This window comes from Rhizobium sp. KDH_Rht_773_N (assembly GCF_052946295.1).
The window spans coordinates 3,155,427-3,175,596 of record NZ_CM129525.1 but is presented as its reverse complement, the minus strand read 5'-3'; the positions used below and the strand labels follow the sequence as shown (position 1 = coordinate 3,175,596).

Here is a 20,170-nt window from a genome sequence, read left to right as displayed (position 1 = left end):
CGCGTATTGTCACGCAGGGCCGTGCGGCCGCGTGCAATCGTCTCGGAAATCCGTGCGCCTGTGTTCTTCATGACCGCGCTTATAGCCTCCGCCGGAAATTCCGGCAACCCCTCGCCTATATTTTCCTCGCCTGCACGATCCGGGACAGAGCGAGCATCAGCCCACCCGCGACCAGCCCCCAGAAAGCGCCGGAAATGCCGCCGAAGGAAACGCCCGATGCCGTCACGAGGAAAGTGATCGCCGCCGCCTCGCGCGATTCCGGCGCCTGGAACGCCGCCATCGCCGAACCCGAGAATGCGCCGACAAGTGCAAGACCGGCCACGGCTTCGATCAGGATGGGCGGCGCCAATGCGACAAAGGCAGTCACCGCCCCCGCAAGCAAACCGAGGACGACATAACCCACGCCCGAAATCAGCGCTGCCCAATAGCGCCGCGAGGGATCGGCATGTGCGTCCTGCCCGGCGCACATCGCCGCCGTGATCGCCGCGAGATTGACCGCATGTCCGCCGAAAGGGGCCGCCAGCAGCGAGAAGACGCCGGTCACGGCAAAGAGCGGCCCAGGCTTCGGATCATAGTGATTGACCTTCAGCACCGCGATGCCGGGAATATTCTGCGAGGCCATCGTCACGATGAAGAGCGGCAGGGCGATCGATACAAAACCGGCAAGATTGAAGACCGGGTGGACAATGCCGATAACCGGCACCAGCGACTGCTTGAGCGAGGCAAGCGCACCTTCCGGAATATCGACGCCGAAGGCGAGCACCAGCGCGAAGGCAACCAGGGCCGCCGGCACTGCCCAGAGCCGCTTGAAGGCGCCAACCACGATCCAGGTCAGAATAATCGGCAGACCAAGCAGCGGATTGAAGGCAATCGCCTTGACCGGGGCAAAGCAGAGGCCGAGCAGAACGCCTGAGAGCATGGCATTGGCAAGCGGCGCCGGGATGGCGGCCACCGCCCGCCCGAGCGGCTTGAACAGCCCGGCAATGACGATCAGCAGGCCGCAGAGGATGAAGGCCCCGACAGCCGCGTTGAAACCGCCATCGATCGTGCCGATGCTCGCCAGCAGCGCCGCCCCCGGCGTCGACCAGGCGATGCTGACCGGCAGGCGCGTAACGGCGCTGAGCACGATGGCACAAAGCCCCATGGAGACCGACAGCGCCATCAGCCCCGAAGCGGCCTGCGCATCGGTGGCGCCGACTGCCTGCAGCCCGTGCAGCACGACGGCAAAAGAACTGGTGAACCCGACAAAAGCCGTCAATAGGCCCATAAAGAGGCTTTGAACGGAAAAGTCCTTGAGCATGATGCGACTCCGGCTGCGAAGAGTGCGCATGGAGCAGCATAAGCCGGAAGCGCGCAAGCCGGATTGCCGCCGGAAATGTTCGCTGAGCCGGCAATCCCCCAAGGATTGCACGGGCGCTACGTCGGCAGATATGGAAACGCCCCGCCTGCAGCTGACAGACGGGGCGTGGACCTGGTCCTTATCGGCGAAAGATCAGATTTCGCTCTGCGACGTGACGATGCGCGAGACGAGGCCGTAGGTAACGGCGTCATCTGCCGACAGCCAGTAGTCGCGATCGATGTCCTTGGCGATCTTTTCTTCCGACTGGCCGGTGGCCTTCGAGAAGATCTTGATCAGGCGCTCGTTCATCTTGATGATTTCGCGTGCCTGGATCTCGATATCCGAAGCCATGCCGCGCGTGCCGCCGGAGGGCTGGTGCAGCAGGAAGCGGGTGTTCGGCAGGCAGATGCGGCGTTCCTTCGGAGCGGCGGCATAGATGAGCGCGCCGGCCGAGGCGACCCAGCCCGTGCCGATCATCCAGACCTTCGGCTTGATGAACTTGATCATGTCGTGGATGGAATCGCCAGACTCGACGTGGCCGCCGGGCGAATTGACGTAGATGCGGATATCGTCGTCATTGGCGGCGGCAAGCGCGACGAGCTGGGTGCAGACCTTCTGCGCCAGTTCCTGCGTGATCGGCCCATAGATGAAGATCGAACGCGACTTGAAAAGGTTCGCCTCCGTTTCCTTGCCGAGCGGCAGTTCCTTCGTCTTGTCGTCCTGTTCTTCTTCGTCGTTCATTCGAACCTCTCTCACGTCCAATGCGGTTCCTCGCAGATAGTGCGACTCAATGCGTAAAACAATGCGGGAAAAAGAGGAAGCAGGAAGCGGTGAAGATATTCTTATGACAAACGGACGATATGATCGCATCCTGAGAAAAGACCGGGAGAACGCAAAATGACCTCCTCTCTCCTGCGTGCGGCGGTGCGCAACAATGCTTTCTGGTGCGACGCCGTCTGCAAGGCGCTGGGTTTGCCCGGTGAATTCACGGCGACGGTCTGGTTCCACCGCCGCGGCACGCCGCCCTTCTATCCCGATGTCGTGACCCTGACCGAGGCGGATGGCGAAACGACCGAAGCGATTGCGACGCTTGTCAACGACGACACGCGCGATTGGGCGGTCAAGGACAGCTACGCCGCTCTTGATCTTGCGCCGCTCGGCTTCAGGATGCTTTTCGAAGCGGAATGGATCGGCATCCGCAATCCGGTCTCCGCCCCCTCGCCGATCACCTGGCAGCGCATGAGGAACGCCGCCGATTTTTCACGCTGGGAGCAGGAATGGGAAAAGGCGAACGGGCCTGTGACGCAGAAGATCTTCGCCGACCCCCTGCTCGCCGACCCCGAAATCGCCTTCCTGCTCGCCTTCGAAAACGGCAGGCCGCTCGGCGGCGGCATCCTCAACCATCACGCCGGCGCTGTGGGGCTTTCCAACCTGTTTGCGGAAGGCGGGCGCGGCGAAGACATTCGCCGCGGGCTGATTGCGCAGGCCGCCGCGCTCTATCCGCGAGAGCCGCTTGTCGGTTACGAACATGGCGACGATCTGGACGAGGCACTGCGCACCGGCTTCGAGCTTCTGGGCACGCTGCGCGTCTGGCTGAGGGAGGCCTGAACTTACGAAAATGTAAGTTGCCCAGGCTTTGAAATGCCCCAATCGCTTCCTAACTCAGCCTTATGCGGCCCTCCCGCCGAAGCTCGAAGCCGCGGAACTTTAGAGGAGACAGGACATGTCACCGGAAGAACGCCAATTGCTGACCGCCCTCTTCGATCGCGTCCGCACCGCAGGCGCTACGCCGCGCGATCCGGAAGCCGAAGCGCTGATATCGGAAGCGACCCGCGCGCAGCCCTCCGCCGCCTACTATCTGGCACAGGCCGTCATCGTGCAGGAAAAGGGCCTGGAGGCCGCCGCCAACCACATCAAGGAGCTTGAAGAGCGCGTCCGCCAGCTCGAAGCGGGCGAAGGCGATCGCCGCCAGGCCGAACAGGGCGGCTTCCTGAGCTCCATTTTCGGCAACACCCAGGCCCAGCAGCCGGCACCCGCCCCCGGTCCGTGGGGTGGCGCTCCAAGAGAGGGCTACGAGCAGCCTCGCGGCTACGACAATAGCCGCCAGATGGCGCAGCAGCCCTCCGGCCCCTGGAGCCAGCAGGCCTATGCGCCCTCCGCCGGCGGCAGTTTCCTGCGTGGCGCACTCGGCACGGCGGCCGGCGTCGCCGGCGGCATGCTGCTTGCCAACTCGCTCTCCGGCATCTTCGGCAACCACATGTCCTCGCTCGGCTGGGGCTCGCCGTTCGCCGGCGCCAACCCGTTCGGCAATGCCGGCGGCCCGGTCGAGGAAACCGTCATCAACAATTATTACGGCGACAACAGCCAGGCCGACGATAACGACAATATCCAGCAGGCCGATTACGACGACAACGACGATTCCATGGATGATTCCGGCGACGACACGATGGACGTTTGAGGCTGATGGCTGGGCCTGGGTGACGGGAGGTATTGAACCGCCGCACCGTTGCCCGGCCGCTCCCTTTCAGGGCGTTCGCCGCCGCAATCGATTAACAGCAATTCCAGGAAAAGTGCCCTGCGGTTCCTCCGCAAGTGCGTTCTAGGAGGAGCCATCGATCGCTCGGGCGGCACCCGGCCGCGGCTCACCCACGTCCGCGATAGGTCGCAACGCCCTGATCCGGCAGCCATACGCCTTCCGGCGGCTTGCCGGTCTGCCAGAAGACGTCGATCGGAATGCCGCCGCGCGGATACCAGTAGGCGCCGATGCGCAGCCATTTCGGGTCCAGAAGCTCGACGATGCGCTTGGCGATATAGATCGAGCAATCCTCGTGGAAGGCACCGTGGTTGCGGAAGGAATGCAGGAACAGCTTCAGCGACTTCGATTCCACCAGAAATTCGTTCGGGATGTAATCGATGACGATATGGGCGAAATCGGGCTGTCCGGTCATCGGGCAGAGCGAGGTGAATTCCGGTGCGGTGAAACGCACGACATAGTCGGTGCCGGCATGGCTGGCCGGCACTTTTTCCAGAACCGCCTCTTCGGGGCTCTTTGCGGTTTCCGTCTGCTGGCCCAGCATCGAAAGGCTGGAAACGTCTGTCGTGGGCATTATGCCTCCTTGATCACTTTGACGCGGATGCCATGGGCCTTTTCGCCTTCCGGCTCCACATGAATGGCAATGGTCGCGCCCGCATGCGCCGCGCGGATGGCATCTTCAAGGCGGTCGCAAATATCATGCGCTTCGCGAACCGTCATCCTGGCCGGCACGACAAGATGAAAATCGACGAAAGTCACCGAACCGGCGCGTCTGGTCTTCAGGTCATGCACGCCGATCGAGCCGGCCGCATGGGTGGCGATCGCCTGCTTGATCGCCTCCTCCTCCTGCTGATCGACCGCCTGGTCCATCAGGCCGCCGATCGATTGCGAGATCACCTTCCAGCCCTGATAGAGGATGTTGAGCGCCACGAGAATGGCGAGGACGGGGTCGAAGATCGCATATCCGGTGGCGAGCGCCAGAAGCAGGCCAACAAGAACGCCGACGGAAGTCAGCACGTCCGACATGATGTGCTGCCCATCCGCCGTCAAAGCCGCAGAGCGATGCTTCCGCCCGGTACGGATCAACAGCTGCGCCCAGACGGCATTGACGACGCCGGCGGCAAAGTTGATCGCAAGGCCGAGCACCGGTGCGGCGAGCATGCGCGGGTCGGCGAGATGGCCGACCGCCTCCTGAACGATCAGCAGCGCGGCGACGACGATCATCACGCCCTCGGTCACGGCCGAGAGATATTCCGCCTTGTGATGGCCGAAAGGATGGTCGTGATCGGCCGGCTTCTGCGCATAACGGATCACGAAGAAGGCAATGAAGGCCGCCACCACGTTGACGAAGGATTCCAGCCCGTCCGACAGCAGCGCCACCGAACCCGTAACCCACCAGGCGACCATCTTCAGCCCCATGACGCCGAGCGACAGGGGAATGCCCCAGAACGCCAGTTTCCGAACCGTGAGATTGCCTTCTTCGTTCATATCGTCCCCCTGCGGATGCGAATGAATTGCAGCATTTAAGCCATTGAAACGCAAAACCGCCCGCGCGGGAATCGCGCAGGCGGCCAATGCCGGTGATATGGGCAATCAGGCCCGAAAAGTCAAAGCCTTTGCCACATGTCGCACAAAAGACAGGCCCATCCCGTGCGAATGGCGAGAACCGGCCCGCCTGCATGATTGACGGCAACTCCATAAGCATTTATATAACCTGTTATGTAAATGACGTGAGGAACCCGCCTTGGTCGAGGATGTCGTGAAATCGCTGGGCTATTTGTGCCTTGGCAGCCGCTTCCGCCGGATCGGCGAACGCCTGCAGGCCGACACGCAGCAGGTCATCGAGGAACTGGGCGTCTCCATCCAGGCCGCGCAATATCCTTTCCTCGGCGCCATCGACAGGCTTGGCCCGCTGACGATCGGCGAACTGGCCCAGGCCGTGGGCATTACCCAGCCCGGCGCCACACGCACCGCCGCCCAGCTGATGGAACTCGGCCTTCTCGACATGCAGTCCTCCGCCGAGGATCAGCGGCGCAGGGTCGTTTCGCTGACGGCCAAAGGCCAGGAACTCGTCGATTATTCCAGGCAGAAGGTCTGGCCGCGCATCGCAGCCGCCGTCGCCGATCTCTGCCGGGATCTCGACGGCCCGCTGCTGGAACAGCTTGCCGCGATCGAGGACGGCCTTGCCGAAGCGCCGCTCACCCGCCGCGCGGGCGCCGTACAGGAGAAAACCCCATGAGCCATATTCTCGACCGACCGATCTGGAACGCGCTGCATACGGCGCATGCCGATCTCGCTGAGGGCGGCGAACGCGCCAGGCGCTATCCGCCCTCCATCGTGCCTTTCGCGGCTACCGCCGACGATACGCGCGAAAGCCTCGAAGCACTGGAAAACCTGCCCGCGGCGGACGAGGTCATGGCCATCGTCGAAGCCGGCCCTATCACCGTGCCGCAGGGCCTGACGGTCCTCACGGACGGAAAGCTGGTGCAGATGATCGCCGAGCGTCCCTACGAGCGCATTTCCGACAGCCGCCTGCAGCCTCTGACCCCTGACGATGCGGAGGAAATGCTGGCGCTCGCGACGCTGACCAGGCCCGGCCCCTTCACGCTCGGCGCCCAGAAACTCGGAACGTTCTGGGGCGTCAAGATCGACGGCCGCCTCGTCGCCATGGCCGGTCAGCGTCTGCGGCTTCCCGGACATGGCGAGCTCAGCGGTCTCTGCACCCACCCCGATTTTCAGGGGAAGGGTCTCGGCACCCTGCTCTTCCGCTATGTCGCCGGCGAGATTTCCGCCAGGGGCGATACCGTGTTCCTGCATGCCTATTACACCAACACGTCCGCCATCGCACTCTACAAGACGCTCGGCTTCAAGCTGCGGTCAGAGCTGAACTTCCGCGTCGTCAGGCGCAGCGCCTAGCCCGGCCAAAAGGTCACAGCCGCCTGCTTTCGCCATCTGCGCCATGATAGCGACCCAATTGCATGGTGTTGACGGCCTGGCAGTCAACTGGGGACCGCATGAGACATGCATTGGATCAATCGCTACATCGACCAGCCGTTGCTTGACGGTGCGGCCCGTTTCTTGCGGGCCTGGCACATCCGCACCGGCCTGTCGCCGGAACGGCTGGAGCCGCTCTGGAATATTGCCGTGACGGGCCTGCTGATCTTCGCAGCCAGCCGTTTTCTCGCCGGCCCGGCGCTGCTTCTGTGCTATGGCGGCCTCGTCATGCTGGCCCTCCCCTCCGCCTGGACGCTGTTCACCGGCCGCGATGCCGACAGCTACGATGTCGCCGCTTACAAGCGGCTGAGGACCAAGGCCTTCATGAAACGCGAGGCGGAATGGGCCGTCAGGCTCGCCATCCTTTTCACCGCCGCCTGCCTTCCCTTCGTCACGCGTTCCAGCGACCCGTCGGCCGCCTGTTTCATGATCGGCGCCAGCCTCTGGTTCGTGCTGACGGGGCCGGCAAGATCCTATCTTGCCGCAGCAGAACCGCCCATGCCGCGCGATGGCGACCGGTCTTTCAAGGCCGATCTGCAGTTCGGTTGAGAAGATTTAAATCGGCGCGAAATCCAATTGTCGCAGCGACAATGGAACGAACGGCTCACGCTTCCGTTATCCTTGCCAGCAACCGCTTAAGGAGATCGCGATGCTGTATTATGCTCTGGTATTTCTCGTCGTAGCCCTGATTGCAGGCGTCCTTGGATTTGGCGGCATTGCCGGCGCATCCGCTTCGATCGCCCAGGTCCTGTTCTTCATCTTCCTGGTGCTGTTCGTCGTATCCATCGTCGCCCGGCTCATGCGGCGCGTCTAGACGAACATTTCCAACGCAAAACCCGCCGTTTCCGGCGGGTTTTGCCCATTCTGGAGACCGGCGTCAGGCGGCCTTGGTCTTGGCCCGCCGCGCCAGATGCGCCACCACATTCTCGATCATCCGCATGCCGGCATCGCCGCCGAGCGTCATGATCGATTCCGGATGGAACTGCACGGCCGCGATCGGCTCCTTGGCATGTTCGATGCCCATGATCGTGCCGTCTTCGCTCTCGGCGGTAATGATGAACTCCCGCGGCAGCGTCGAGGGATCGGCAAAGATCGAGTGATAGCGGCCGACCGTCACTTCCTTGGCAAGGCCCGAGAAGACGATGCCCGGCTCCAGCACGCGGATGCGCGACGGCTTGCCATGCATCGGCAGCGCCAGATGGCGAAGCTCGCCGCCATAGGCTTCGGCCAGCGCCTGCAGGCCGAGGCAGACACCGAAGATCGGCAGGTTGCGGGCGCGGGCCTTCTTGATCGTCGCCTTGCAATCGAAATCCTTCGGATTGCCGGGACCGGGCGACAGGACCACGAGATCCGGGTTCAGCCTGTCGAAGACTTCCTCCGGCACCGGCGTGCGCACGGTCGAGACGGTGGCGCCCGTCTGGCGGAAATAGTTCGCCAGCGTGTGCACGAAACTGTCTTCATGGTCGATCAGCAGGATGTTGACGCCCTTGCCGACGGAGGCGACATCGCGCTGGGTCTTGCCGGAATTGCCCGTCTTGGCATCGCGGATTGCGGAAAGCATGGCTGAGGCCTTCAGTTCGGTTTCGGCTTCTTCTTCCTCGGGGATGGAATCGTTCAGCAGCGTCGCGCCGGCGCGCACTTCGGCAATACCGTCCTTGATGCGCACGGTGCGCAGCGTCAGGCCGGTATTCATGTCGCCGTTGAAGCCGACCATGCCGATCGCCCCACCATACCACGCACGCGGGCTCTTCTCATGCGATTCGATGAAGCGCATCGCCCAGAGCTTCGGCGCGCCCGTCACGGTCACGGCCCAGGCGTGGCTGAGGAAGCCGTCGAAGGCGTCCATGTCGTCGCGAAGACGGCCTTCGATATGGTCCACCGTATGGATGAGCCGCGAATACATCTCGATCTGCCGACGGCCGATGACCTTGACCGAACCCGGCTCGCAGACGCGGCTCTTGTCGTTTCGGTCGACATCCGAGCACATGGTGAGTTCGGACTCGTCCTTCTTGGAGTTCAGGAGCTTCAGGATCTGCTCGCTGTCGGCGATCGGATCGTCGCCGCGCTTGATCGTGCCCGAGATCGGGCAGGTCTCGATGCGGCGGCCCGAAACGCGCACGAACATCTCGGGCGAGGCCCCGACCAGATATTCCTGGTTTCCGAGATTGATGAAGAAGGAATAGGGCGACGGATTGATCGCCTTCAACCGCTTGGAAATGTCGGAAGGCTTGCTCTCGCAGCGCTCCATGAATTTCTGCCCCGGCACGACTTCGAAGAGATCGCCCTTGCGGAAGCTCTCCTTCGCCTTGACGACCAGTTCGGCATATTCCCCCGGCCGATGATCGCTCTTCGGCGGAATGGCATCCGTGCGGACAAACGGCTCGGCGGCAATATCCCCCGCCTTGCCCTCGGTCGTCTTGCCGTCCTTGGCGAAATCGTAGCGGTCGATCCAGGCCTTGGCGGCGTAGTTATCGACGACGAGGATTTCGTCCGGCAGGTAGAGAACCATGTCGCGCTGGTCGGCGGGCCGCTCCAGTTTCAGGTTGATCGCGTCGAACTGGAAGGCAAGGTCGTAGCCGAAGGCGCCGTAGAAGCCGATGCTGGCGTCGGCCTGCGAATGGAAGAGATCGGTGATGGCGCGAAGCACGGTAAAGACCGTCGGCATCTTGGAGCGCTCTTCCTCGGTGAAGACGCGGTCCGGCATTTTCACCGTCAGGTCGAGCCGGCGCGCGCTCGATGCGCCGGGTTCCAGCTCGGTGACAGTTTTCAGCCGCTCGGCAATGAAGCCGAGGATGACTTCGCCGCGCTCGTTATAGGCCTCGATCCAGACATTGCGGCCGAAAGAGGAAATGCCGAGCGGCGGATCGACGACGGCCGTATCCCAGCGCGTATAGCGGCCCGGATATTCGTAGTTCGAGGAAAAGACCGCGCCGCGCCGCTCGTCGAGCTTGTCGACATAGGACGAAACCGCGTCGGCATAGGGGATGGCCCGCCTCTGCCGGGTGACGGTGATGCCGCCCTTGGTCTCGTAGATTTCCGCACCATCATCCCGCAGGATCGTTACCATAGTTCCACTCCGTTCTCGGCCCGGACGAAAGGCGGCCTTTGAAACAAAAAAGCCGCCTCGAAGTTTCGGGCGGCTCGTTCGTCGTCTTTGGACACGATTGGTCGAGGCCGCCTCAGCGAGCCCACCACCAAACTGCAATGTTCAAGGACTTCTTCATGAGCAAAATTGTTAGCCTGAGATGGAGCCAAGCGCAAGAGGCGATCACCTCACGAAAAAGGGCGGCCCGAAAGCCGCCCTCAGGATGTTAGAAGCGTTGGGTCAACGTGACCTTGAAGGTTCGCCCCGCCTCCGAATAATATTCGATCGGTTGCGTAGGCGAGTCAGAAAGCGTCTGAGTATTTACCGCTTCGTAATACGTCTTGTCGAAGACGTTGTAGACACCGGCCCGAAGCGTCATACCCTTTATCTGTTCGGGCTCCCACCATGCAGTCAGATCGACAACGCCATAGCCCGGCGCATCGAACGTATCCGGGTCGCCGTCATCCTTTGCTCCGGTCGAAGCATTGAGCGTGACATCCGTACCCCAGGTTTCTGTTGCATAGCCGGCACTGGCAATGGCCTTGAACGGCGTGACCGAGCGAATGACTTCGTTTGTCTGCGTGTCGATACCGTTCATGTAGCTGATGCCGGCAGAGACATGAAAACCGTTGTCGAAGGTCTTATGCGCATTGGCTTCGATACCGTAGATGCGCACACGGTCGCGGTTGAAATACGACGTGATGCCGAGCGGATATGTCCCGGTCGTGTCTGTGAAGGTCTCTGTATCTATGAAGTTGCGGTACTTGTTGTAGAAGAGACCGACGTGACCACCGAGATCGCTGTCGCCGAAATTCGCACCGACTTCGATGCCCTGACTGGTTTCCGGCTTCAGGTCAGGATTTCCGAGGCTGAGGTAACTGCCCGGCGCACCGTAGTCGAGATAAAGTTCCTCAACATCAGGCGCGCGGAAGCCCATCGACCACTGCGCATAGATTTCGACGTCCGGACGCGGCTCGAAGGAGGCACGGAGCTTGGGCGAGAACTGGCTATCGCTCTGACCTGCCGGCAAACCGCTGTAAGCCGGGTTTTCTTCATAGGCTGTCGTCTGCTTCGGGCTGTAATCGTACCAGTCGAAACGGACACCGGGGGTCAGCGAGAACGAGCTGTCTCCGACAGAGATCTTGTCGTCAATGAAAAAGCCGACCTTGCTTCCATCGACGTCAGGCATGTCCGATTGGTTCGTATGCAGGAAGTTGCAGGTACTGAATGGCGGGAATGGCCCGGGACCGCAACTGTCCACGCCGGAGGAATACTGGTTTGCCTTGGAGAAGGAAATATCCAGACCCGCGGTCACCTTGTGATCGAACCCGCCAGCTTCAAAGCTCTTCTCGGCATTTCCCGCAAAACCGATCGCCCGCTGTTCGAATTCGTTGTCACGCTTGTAGACGCCAATCGGCGTCGAGCTGCGAATACTGTCGTCGCCGACATTCTTGACGATATCCTGCCAATAGAAGACCGCGTTGGCCCGATCGATCAGGCTGTCGGCATCAGTCGCTTCATATTTATAGTCCAGCGAAACGCGATCGCGCCTGGCGTCATTGAACGTATTGCGGTTGCCCGGACGATAGGTGCCGGTCAACGTCTGTCCCGTCATAAGATCGATATCGCGATCCTTGTCATAATGTTCGGCTGTCAGACCGAACGTGTGGCCACTATCCGTATACTGGCGAACCTTGAAGAGAAAATTCTTCGAGCGGTAGTCTTCCGGGTTCTCTTCGCTACGCGTTGCGCCATAGCCGCCAACGTCCCCGTTGTTTTCGGATTCATGCCCCTTCCGATAGTCGCCCTGGAACAGCACGGCAGTGTTGTCGATGCGCTTTGCAACAGCGGCGGAGCCGCCGAAACTGCGATCCTTGCTGTCATAGCCGAACTTGAAAATACCGCCCCACGTCGCGTTCGGATCGATGAGATCTTCCGGCTCCAACGTACGCAGGATCAGTGCGCCGCCGAGAGCGCCCGAACCCGCGCGGCTTGAATCGCCTCCCCTCAAGACATCCACAGTGGATAGCGAATCGAAATTGAAGGTGTTGATTCCTCCTTCAGCACCGCGCGCGCCGTCGTCGATATACGGGATCGGAATACCATCGATTGTCGTCAGAACACGGCTCTGTTCGAGGCCGCGGATGTTTACGCTTTCGTTATTGACGTTGAAGAAAACACCCGGTTCTGTCGTGCGGCCGAGATCCTCGATGCTGGTGATCTGCTTCTCGTCGATCTGTTCGGCGGTCGTCTCCGAGACGACCGGGCTGTCTGCCGGACTACCGGCATCCTTCGTGGCCCGCTTGCCTTTCAGGACGATGGGCGCCAGCACCGTGGGCTTTTCGCCCGTTGTGGCGGCCGGCGTGGTGCTCTGCGCGAAGACCTGTGAAATCGGAAAAGTGAATACGGCTGCTGTGCAGACCAACAGCGCGGAACGCCAACGTCCAAGAACCATGAAACCAACCCTTGAGTGATTAATAACCGGGCTGGCTGGTCGGCATCAAATGCTCGAGGGGCTGGCTAGGCACGTAGAACGGCCCCAACGGCCGCCTTCTTTTTGCCGCATAAAAAACATGACTTTTATTGTCAATATATTCCGCCGTCTTATGTTGAATATTACCGTCAAGTTTTAACGATCTTTGCAAACGTTGCGCAATTGCAACGAATCCGCCGCTCTTGCGTTTCCTCTCCGCTCGATCAACGACGGGAAACGACGTGTGAGAGAATTTCGGAAGATGGCGGTTCTTCTCGCCGCACTCGCCCTGCTCCCCGGTGCAAGACTGCCGCGAACCGGGCCGGTGCCACAGGCAAAGCCGGAAGCGGCAACCGAAGCGCCGGCGGCCCCGCTGCCGGAAAAGAAGCCGGAAACCGGGAAGACTCCCGCACCTCAGCCGGCGGCATCCGGGCAGAAGCCCGAAACGCAGCCGTCAGCATCCGACGTGCCGACGCCGCAACCCAAACCCGGCAAGGCCCCTGCCGCCCCGCCCGCCGAAAAGGACGCGTTACCGGCTGCTGCGCCGCAATATCAGGGACCGCCAAGACCGGGGGAACAGACGCTTGAGGAGCAGCATCTGGCCATCGAGCCCGAAAGCGATGCGGACCATGCCGAATGTACGAAAGACCTGCAGAGCCTCGGCGTCGTCTTCCGGGAAACGCCGCGCATCGACGGCGGCAACGGCTGCGGCATCGACAGGCCGATCATCGTCTCCGAGGCCCTGCCCGGCATCGCGCTGAAGCCCGAGGCAACGCTGCGCTGCCCGACGGCTCTCGCGCTTGCGCGATGGATGAAGGGAAGCGTCATTCCCGCTGCGTCCGTCGCGCTGCCGGAAAGCGGCCGTATCACCACCGTCAATCAGGCCTCCGCCTATATCTGCCGGCTGCGGAACGGCGCCGACACCGGCAAGATTTCCGAACATGCCCGCGGCAACGCCATCGATATCGCAAGCTTCGGCTTCGAAAAGGGCGAACCTGTCGCGGTGCGCTCGCGCCGTGAGGACTCGACGCTCACAGGCGCCTTCCAGCGCACCGTCAGCGCCGCCGGCTGCCTCTATTTCACGACGGTGCTCGATCCGGAAAGTGATGCTGCCCACGAGACCCATTTCCATCTCGACGTGATCGAGAGAAAGGGAGGCTTTCGCTATTGCCACTGAAATTCGACAGGAAGGTCAAAGACCTGGCCGCAAAATCGCAACCCCGTTGCAAAAGCCTTGAACCGGATCGTGAGACGGCTGCCGATCAGAACAGCCCTTCGATATAACCCTGGTCGTTGAGGTAAATCCGCTCCGCCGCCGGTGATTTCGGCAGGCCGGGCATGGTCATGATCTCGCCGGTAATGACTACGACGAAGCCGGCCCCCGCCGACAGGCGCACCTCGCGCACCGGCACGATATGTCCTTCGGGTGCACCGCGCAGGTTTGGATCGGTGGAGAAGGAATATTGCGTCTTCGCCATGCAGACCGGCAGCCTGCCGTATCCCTGCTCCTCCCAGGCGGCGAGCTGGTCGCGCACCGCCTTGTCGGCCGTCACCTCGCCGGCATGATAGATTTTCGAGGCGACGATCTCGATCTTTTCGAACAGCGGCAGGTCGTCGCCATAGAGCGGCTCGAACTTCGCCTGTCCGGATTCGGCAAGCTCCACCACCTTGTAGGCAAGATCCTCGATGCCGGCAGAACCTTCCGCCCAGTGGCGGCAGAGGATGGCTTCGGCGCCGTGGCGGGCGACATATTCCTTGACCGCGGCGATTTCGGCATCCGTGTCCGAGACGAAATGGTTGATCGCAACCACGACAGGCACGCCGAAGCGGCGCACATTGGCGATATGGCGGCCGAGGTTGGAACAGCCGCGGACCAGCGCCGGAACGTTCTCCGCGCCGAGATCGTCCTTCTTCACGCCGCCATTCATCTTCAGCGCCCGGACGGTGGCAACGATCACCGCGACGCTCGGCTTCAATCCCGCCTTGCGGCACTTGATGTTGAAGAATTTTTCCGCCCCGAGATCGGCTCCGAAGCCCGCCTCGGTCACGACATATTCGCCGAGCTTCAGCGCGGTCTTCGTCGCGACCACCGAATTGCAGCCGTGGGCGATATTGGCGAACGGCCCGCCATGCACGAAGGCGGGATTGTTTTCCAATGTCTGCACGAGGTTCGGCTGCATGGCATCCTTCAAGAGCACGGCCATGGCCCCGTCGGCCTTCAGGTCCCGGGCATAGACCGGTGTCCTGTCGAAGCGGTAACCGATGATGATGTCGCCGAGGCGGCGTTCCAGATCCTTGAGATCGGTTGCAAGGCACAGGATCGCCATGACTTCCGATGCCACGGTGATATCGAAGCCGCCCTGCCGGGGAAATCCGTTCGATACGCCGCCGAGTGACCAGACCATGCTGCGCAGCGCCCGGTCGTTCATGTCCATCACCCGCCGCCACGTGACGCGGCGCAGGTCGATATTCTCTTCGTTACCCCAATAGATGTGGTTGTCGATCATCGCCGCCAGCAGATTGTGCGCCGAGGTGACCGCATGGAAATCGCCGGTGAAATGCAGGTTGATGTCTTCCATCGGTACGACCTGCGCATAACCGCCGCCTGCCGCTCCGCCCTTCACGCCGAAGCAGGGACCGAGCGAGGCCTCGCGCACGCAGACGATCGCCTTCTTGCCGATGCGGTTCAGCCCGTCGCCGAGACCGACCGTGGTCGTCGTCTTGCCCTCGCCCGCCGGCGTCGGGTTGATCGCCGTGACGAGGATCAGCCTGCCGTCCTTCCTGCCCTCCTGCGCGGCGATGAACTCGGCGCTGATCTTGGCCTTGTCGTGACCGTAGGGAACGAGCTGCTCCGGCGGAATGCCGAGGCTGGCGCCGATCTCGAAGATCGGTTTCTTCGTTGCCGCGCGCGCGATTTCGATATCGGATTTGATGGCAGCCATGGATCAGGTCCCCGTTCTCTCGGCGCGCGACGGACTCGGCGTTTATTTCACAATCGGATAGCGAAATATGCCCGGACTGTGAATAGCGCCCCGCGCTATACCCTTGTTTATCAGGAAGCGGCGATCCCGGGAGGCATCCACGAAGCCGGATCGGTTCCGCCCCGATGTCCCCGTTGCCTTCACTGCGGCAGTAAATCGCAGTGACACCGTTGCGGAATGTCATATCGTCGCATCCGGTCTTCGGCTATCGTGTAAAGACGGAAACGGAAGCTTGCCGCCAACGCCTTTCGGAGGTGATTCTTCCCTCTCGGGCCTGACGAAGCTCACCGGCCCGGTCGCCGAGGAAGTAAAAACACGCAGTTCGTCTACCACAACATCTCATAAATCAACTTAAACGCGTTTTTCGTCTGGTTAATTTTTCACGAAATGAATTAATCAGTGTGTGCTAAGTCAATTAGGGCTAGCATGCAGGCGGATTTATGTATTTGATAGCGATAACATGGGGACTTGCGGGGGCATATAATGTCTTACATGACTACCTCTGAAAGGCAGTCATTGCTATCGAACGAATTGGCCGTGGCGCGCACGCGCGGCCTTTTCGCACAAGCGCTCGGACGGGTGGCGGCCGCGTTCGGCTTTGAGCATGCCACGCTCTTGCACGCGCCGGCGGCGGAAGATTTGCTTCTCAAGCCGCTGATTATCGAGAGTTCGCTGCCGGTTTCCTACGTCAGGGATTTCGATCGCGCCCATATGCTGCGCGCCTGTCCCTTCGCCGCGCGGCTGCGGGAATCGGCCGTGCCGCAGGTCTGGCACCTCAGCGATCCCGGCCATGCCCAGTCTTTCCCCGCCGGCATCAGGAACCTGATGCTGCAATACGGCATGACCGCCGGCATTGCCATGCCGATCAACTCCGCCGACGGGCAGCGCCTCGTCTTCTGGTTCAGCGGCGAACGCGCGGCGCTGGGCCAGAGCGAGATCAACGAACTGGCGATGATCATACTCCACGCGCTCGATACCTATAACAGCGTCAAGCGCAACGAGGAGAGCGCCCATAGCGCGCTCTCGGCGCGCGAACTCGAAGTCGTGCGGTGGACGGCGCAGGGCAAGACCTCGATCGAGATCGGCCAGATCCTGGCGCTCTCCGATCACACGGTAAATGCCTATATGACCAACGCAATTAAAAAACTCGATTGCGTCAACCGCACCCAGTTGGTAGCAAAAGCTATCCGATTGAAGCTGATCAACTGAGGAATCAGAAGAGAATCAGCGCGTCGTCCCCCACTAGGGAGAAACCGTGCCTCTTCGTTTCGAACAGCCCGCAGTCGAGCATCGGCCGCAATCCCGCACCCATATCGGCATTACCGATGCCGAAGCGGTAACGATGTTCGCCGCCTACCGCCTCTTCGGCTTCTGGCGCATGAACCTCGAGACCGGACATTTCTTCGCCAGCGAAGACGTACACCGGATCTTCGATCTTCCCTACAGCGAGGGTCCGGTCAACCTGACCGAACTCATGTCGCGCATCCACGAGGAAGACCGCCTGCTGATTGCCGAAACCTTCGAGCAGGCGAGCCTTTATCGCGTCGGCTTTCACTATGTCTATCGGGTCGAAAACGGGCTTGGCGGCTACAAGATGGTACGCACCGTCGGCCAGTTCCGCGACGACGCCAGCGGCGGCGGCATCGTCGGCATCACCTACGAATTCGTCGAGAAGCTGCGCATCGTCGGCTTCGAGGACAGCGATGCCGCGCCGGTTAACGCCAAAGGGGCCTAACGGTCCAGCACCGAGCGGATTTCGACGAGGTTCGAACGCACCCTCAATATATAGAAGCCCATCGTCGCGAGATGGCTCGGCATGATCCAGCCGTCCTCGCGCCCGTTGGAAATGATGGCCGGCTGGATGCGCAGCGCGGCCTGGAACTGCCGCGTCGTGCCCGCCCAGATCGCTCCGAGATTCCGCTCCGACACAACCTGAGAGAAATCTGCCTGTGCGGCCGAAAGAATCGCGTAATAGGCGTATAGCTGACCATAGGCGAACCAGAATCGGTCGTCGGCCCTGGTGTCGAACCAGCCGCGATTATGATGTTCCGAGCGCTCGGCCAGCATATCGGAAGTGGCGCCGAGATCGTTCGCGATCCGGTCGATGAACTGCATCAGGTTGTCGGCGCGACCGTCGAAAACTGCGTTGCAGGCAGCGAGATCGGTGTTGAACTTGCGCAAATCCCTGATGGCTGTGCGGTAGAAGGCTGGCGTCGGCGTTTTCAGGCCGAAGGGATCGAGCCCGAAATACCAACTGAATTCGTCGAACTGCAGGTTGCCGCGCGCGCTTTGCAGATCATTGTTGATACCGGACGTGCCGCGCACGCGCCCAAGCGTATCGACCAGCTCCGCCGAAGTCCGCCGGACGGCCTGATTGATGCCGCGCTGGAAGGACGCCTTGTTGTCGAGGAAGGGCGTGTGGTCCCAGTCGATGCCGAAGAAGCCCATCTTGTAGAGCACCATCGACGAAATCCAGGCATTCTGGTTGACGTTGAAATCCGTCAGGTCGGCCGCGACATCGACGATGGCCGAGCGCTGGCAGGTCTTGGCGGCAGTCCCGTCCGCCGCCGGAATTTCCTGCCCTGCCGCCACCTTGCGGTCCGAAAGCCGATATTGATCGACGAAGTTCGTGTTGAAATTCGACCAGATCTGCGTCTGCCAGATGAAATAGCCGTAGAGAACGACGAGAAGCGCGACGAACGCGATGATCGGCAGCCGGATCATCCAGGTCCGCCGCGCATACCATCCGTGCGCGGCCATGAAGGGCCAGATGGCCCAGGCGGCAAAAAGGCGAACCCAGCGGCCGATCGTCTGGCCGATCAGTCTGAAAAAACCGGCAATCCGGTCGAGCATCGTCGTCTCCTGTCAGGCGGCGAAAACAGGGATATCCCTTCCATCCACATATGCGCTCGATCGCCCAAGCACAACAACGCACAAGGATATTTCGGCCGGACAGCGCTTTGGCCGGCTGCGGCCGCAAGAGGCGAGCGGCCTGTCAGGAGCGCAGCGAACGCAGGAACCCAAACCCGAACACGGGAGATTTTCGCACCATATCGATCAGCGGCGCGTCCGAGGTCTCCTCGGCATAGGCGGGAAACTTCCGGGCAAATTCCTGGTCGGCGCGGCTCTTTCGCTGGACCAGATCCTGGGGCACCAGCATGCCCTTTTCGAAAAGCGCGATGGTTTCGGCAATATTCGGGAAAAGCTCCGGCTTGATCCGCGCCTTCATGCCCGGACGGTCGGTATCGACCTGCGCCTGATAGATGATGAGCCGCTCTTCGGTATCGACCGAGAGCTTGCGGATGAGCGCGTTGCAGCCGGCGATACGGCCGTTCAGCCTGTCGACGAAGGCCTGGAACATGCCGATGAAGCGCTCGCGCCGCTGGCTTTCGTCGCGCATCGCATGTTCCTCGACGGAAATGCGCTCGGCTTCCGCCTTCAGCGCCAGCCGCTCCGCCTCCATCTGCTCCCAATGCGCCTTGTTGCCGTAAACGCCGATGCGGCCCTGCGCGTTCAAAGCCTTGGCGTTGAGTTCCTTCATCCGCATCCGCGCGATGTCGATCTCGTCGACGAGCCGCCGCCGGCGCTCGACAATGTCGATGAGACTCTGCTCGGCGCTCTTGTGACGCTCGACGAGGGAGCGCCTCTGCTCCTGCAGCAGCGTCGCCAGCAGGTCGGATTTCGTCAGAAGATCGAGCAGCTGGTCCACGACCGGCGCCTCGCGCACCCGCGCGCTGTGCATGCGCCACATGCGCTGGCGGGAAAACCAGCCGGCCATCTTTTCGCGCCGCGTCAGCCCGCGAAAACTGTCGAGATCGGCCGAAACCTTCGCCGTCAGCCGGTCGAGCGAGAAGACGAGTTCCGCAAGCAGCACGTCGAGCGTGGCGCTGTCGTTGAGGAAGGCCTGGAAACGCGCATTCTGCTCCAGGAAAATCTCGTCGGAGGAACGCGAACCGTCGCCATCGAAGCCGGTGATGCATGCAGCGCAATAATCCGCCTCGCCGGCCATGGCCTCGGCAAGGTCACGGGCCGCATCATACTGGCTGTCGAAAGGCGGGCTCTTGCGCACCGGGCACTCCCAGGGAATCTGCAGATTGCAGACTAGTCATTTGCCGCTTCAAAGAAAACAGGCATCAGCCTGCCGAGACGGCCTCGGCCACCCATTCGCCGTTCATCGCGTCGTCCCAGTGGCGGCGGCACAGCGAAACGTATTTTTCGTTCCCGCCGACTTCGATCTGCGCGCCTTCGTGCAGCACCTTGCCTTCGCCGTCCAGGCGCACGACCATCGTGGCCTTGCGCCCGCAATGGCAGATGGTGCGAACTTCCCGCATCTCGTCGGCAATCGCCAGCAGCTCCTGCGAGGCCGGGAAAAGCTTGCCCTGGAAATCCGTCCTGAGCCCGTAGACCATGACGGGAATGCCAAGCCTGTCGACCACGCGGGCAAGCTGCCAGATGTGGTCGCGGGTCATGAAATGCGCTTCGTCGACGAAAATGCAGGAGATCGGCTGCCCCTCGCGGCTAAGCTCCCGAACCAGCGCATAAAGATCGCTGTCGCCCTCGAAAGGGATGGCTTCCGCTTCGAGCCCGATGCGCGAACCGATGACGCCCCTGGCAACCCGATCGTCGAAGGCCGCAATCAGCAGAACCGTGCGCATGCCGCGTTCCTGGTAGTTGTAGGAGGCCTGCAGCAGCATGGTCGACTTGCCGGCATTCATCGTCGAGTAGTTGAAATAGAGTTTTGCCATCGGATTCTCCTTATCTGGCT

Annotated in this window: 19 protein-coding genes; 9 read left to right on the top strand and 10 right to left on the bottom strand. The window is 61.6% G+C overall.

Going from position 1 to position 20,170, the window contains the following annotated elements; genetic code table 11:
- Positions 1–115: 115 nt before the first annotated feature.
- Together ACU8HS_RS15660 and ACU8HS_RS15655 are read right to left on the bottom strand one after the other, a co-directional pair.
- Entirely contained in the window at positions 116–1,330 is a 1,215-nt protein-coding gene (locus tag ACU8HS_RS15660; RefSeq protein WP_447014669.1) for a benzoate/H(+) symporter BenE family transporter, read from the bottom strand.
- 162 nt (positions 1,331–1,492) lie between these two features.
- Positions 1,493–2,080: an ATP-dependent Clp protease proteolytic subunit gene (locus ACU8HS_RS15655; RefSeq protein WP_112563282.1), complete on the bottom strand. Its 588-nt coding sequence runs from the start codon at positions 2,078–2,080 to the stop codon at positions 1,493–1,495.
- 156 nt (positions 2,081–2,236) lie between these two features.
- Between ACU8HS_RS15655 and ACU8HS_RS15650 the strand changes: the two genes are divergently transcribed.
- Both ACU8HS_RS15650 and ACU8HS_RS15645 read left to right on the top strand, forming a co-directional pair.
- Positions 2,237–2,947, top strand: a complete 711-nt coding sequence (locus ACU8HS_RS15650; protein ID WP_112563284.1) for a hypothetical protein — start codon at positions 2,237–2,239, stop codon at positions 2,945–2,947.
- Between the two features lie 115 nt (positions 2,948–3,062).
- Entirely contained in the window at positions 3,063–3,797 is a 735-nt protein-coding gene (locus ACU8HS_RS15645) for a DUF2076 domain-containing protein (protein ID WP_447014668.1), read from the top strand.
- A gap of 184 nt (positions 3,798–3,981) precedes the next feature.
- Here the strand turns inward: ACU8HS_RS15645 and queF are convergent, their stop codons facing one another.
- Positions 3,982–4,446 carry a preQ(1) synthase gene (gene queF / locus ACU8HS_RS15640; protein ID WP_112563288.1) on the bottom strand — a complete coding sequence of 155 codons (465 nt, stop codon included), beginning with the start codon at positions 4,444–4,446 and terminating at the stop codon, positions 3,982–3,984.
- On the bottom strand, positions 4,446–5,360 hold the full coding sequence (emfA, locus tag ACU8HS_RS15635; protein ID WP_112563290.1) for a CDF family cation efflux transporter EmfA: 915 nt from the start codon (positions 5,358–5,360) through the stop codon (positions 4,446–4,448). Before emfA ends, queF begins: the two co-directional genes overlap by 1 nt.
- Before the next feature lie 256 nt (positions 5,361–5,616).
- Between emfA and ACU8HS_RS15630 the strand changes: the two genes are divergently transcribed.
- The 4 genes from ACU8HS_RS15630 to ACU8HS_RS15615 all read left to right on the top strand — a co-directional run bounded on the left by ACU8HS_RS15630 (position 5,617) and on the right by ACU8HS_RS15615 (position 7,680).
- Complete coding sequence (locus ACU8HS_RS15630) at positions 5,617–6,111, top strand: MarR family transcriptional regulator (RefSeq protein ID WP_112755987.1); 495 nt, start codon at positions 5,617–5,619, stop codon at positions 6,109–6,111.
- Positions 6,108–6,788, top strand: a complete 681-nt coding sequence (locus ACU8HS_RS15625) for a GNAT family N-acetyltransferase (protein ID WP_113412140.1) — start codon at positions 6,108–6,110, stop codon at positions 6,786–6,788. The genes ACU8HS_RS15630 and ACU8HS_RS15625 overlap by 4 nt, the downstream gene beginning before the upstream one ends.
- A 105-nt stretch (positions 6,789–6,893) precedes the next feature.
- Positions 6,894–7,415, top strand: a complete 522-nt coding sequence (locus tag ACU8HS_RS15620; RefSeq protein ID WP_112757057.1) for a hypothetical protein — start codon at positions 6,894–6,896, stop codon at positions 7,413–7,415.
- Positions 7,416–7,515: 100 nt separating this feature from the next.
- Positions 7,516–7,680 (top strand): DUF1328 domain-containing protein, encoded by a 165-nt coding sequence (locus ACU8HS_RS15615; protein WP_007824505.1) that lies wholly within the window; start codon positions 7,516–7,518, stop codon positions 7,678–7,680.
- 63 nt (positions 7,681–7,743) lie between these two features.
- Here ACU8HS_RS15615 and ACU8HS_RS15610 read toward each other — a convergent pair whose 3' ends face one another.
- Both ACU8HS_RS15610 and ACU8HS_RS15605 read right to left on the bottom strand, forming a co-directional pair.
- Positions 7,744–9,933, bottom strand: coding sequence for an anthranilate synthase (locus ACU8HS_RS15610; protein ID WP_113412139.1), 2,190 nt, complete (start codon positions 9,931–9,933; stop codon positions 7,744–7,746).
- 244 nt (positions 9,934–10,177) lie between these two features.
- Positions 10,178–12,406, bottom strand: a complete 2,229-nt coding sequence (locus ACU8HS_RS15605; RefSeq protein WP_113412138.1) for a TonB-dependent hemoglobin/transferrin/lactoferrin family receptor — start codon at positions 12,404–12,406, stop codon at positions 10,178–10,180.
- A 280-nt stretch (positions 12,407–12,686) separates the two neighbouring features.
- Between ACU8HS_RS15605 and ACU8HS_RS15600 the strand changes: the two genes are divergently transcribed.
- Positions 12,687–13,601, top strand: a complete 915-nt coding sequence (locus ACU8HS_RS15600) for an extensin family protein (protein ID WP_113412137.1) — start codon at positions 12,687–12,689, stop codon at positions 13,599–13,601.
- Positions 13,602–13,686: 85 nt separating this feature from the next.
- On the opposite strand, the gene ACU8HS_RS15595 is transcribed toward ACU8HS_RS15600, so the two are convergent.
- Complete coding sequence (locus ACU8HS_RS15595) at positions 13,687–15,366, bottom strand: formate--tetrahydrofolate ligase (RefSeq protein ID WP_447014667.1); 1,680 nt, start codon at positions 15,364–15,366, stop codon at positions 13,687–13,689.
- A gap of 522 nt (positions 15,367–15,888) precedes the next feature.
- On the opposite strand from ACU8HS_RS15595, the gene ACU8HS_RS15590 reads away from it, so the two are divergent.
- Positions 15,889–16,614, top strand: a complete 726-nt coding sequence (locus ACU8HS_RS15590) for a LuxR family transcriptional regulator (protein ID WP_112703967.1) — start codon at positions 15,889–15,891, stop codon at positions 16,612–16,614.
- Positions 16,615–16,660: 46 nt separating this feature from the next.
- On the top strand, positions 16,661–17,140 hold the full coding sequence (locus ACU8HS_RS15585; RefSeq protein ID WP_113412136.1) for a diguanylate cyclase: 480 nt from the start codon (positions 16,661–16,663) through the stop codon (positions 17,138–17,140).
- Here the strand turns inward: ACU8HS_RS15585 and ACU8HS_RS15580 are convergent.
- From ACU8HS_RS15580 to ACU8HS_RS15570, 3 genes are all read right to left on the bottom strand, one after another.
- Positions 17,137–18,258 (bottom strand): DUF2333 family protein, encoded by a 1,122-nt coding sequence (locus tag ACU8HS_RS15580; protein WP_112703969.1) that lies wholly within the window; start codon positions 18,256–18,258, stop codon positions 17,137–17,139. The two genes, ACU8HS_RS15585 and ACU8HS_RS15580, sit on opposite strands and share 4 nt — an antisense overlap.
- Positions 18,259–18,400: 142 nt before the next feature.
- Positions 18,401–19,474 carry a hypothetical protein gene (locus ACU8HS_RS15575; RefSeq protein WP_113412135.1) on the bottom strand — a complete coding sequence of 358 codons (1,074 nt, stop codon included), beginning with the start codon at positions 19,472–19,474 and terminating at the stop codon, positions 18,401–18,403.
- Between the two features lie 64 nt (positions 19,475–19,538).
- Entirely contained in the window at positions 19,539–20,150 is a 612-nt protein-coding gene (locus ACU8HS_RS15570; RefSeq protein ID WP_112563313.1) for a thymidine kinase, read from the bottom strand.
- Between the last annotated feature and the right edge of the window lie 20 nt (positions 20,151–20,170).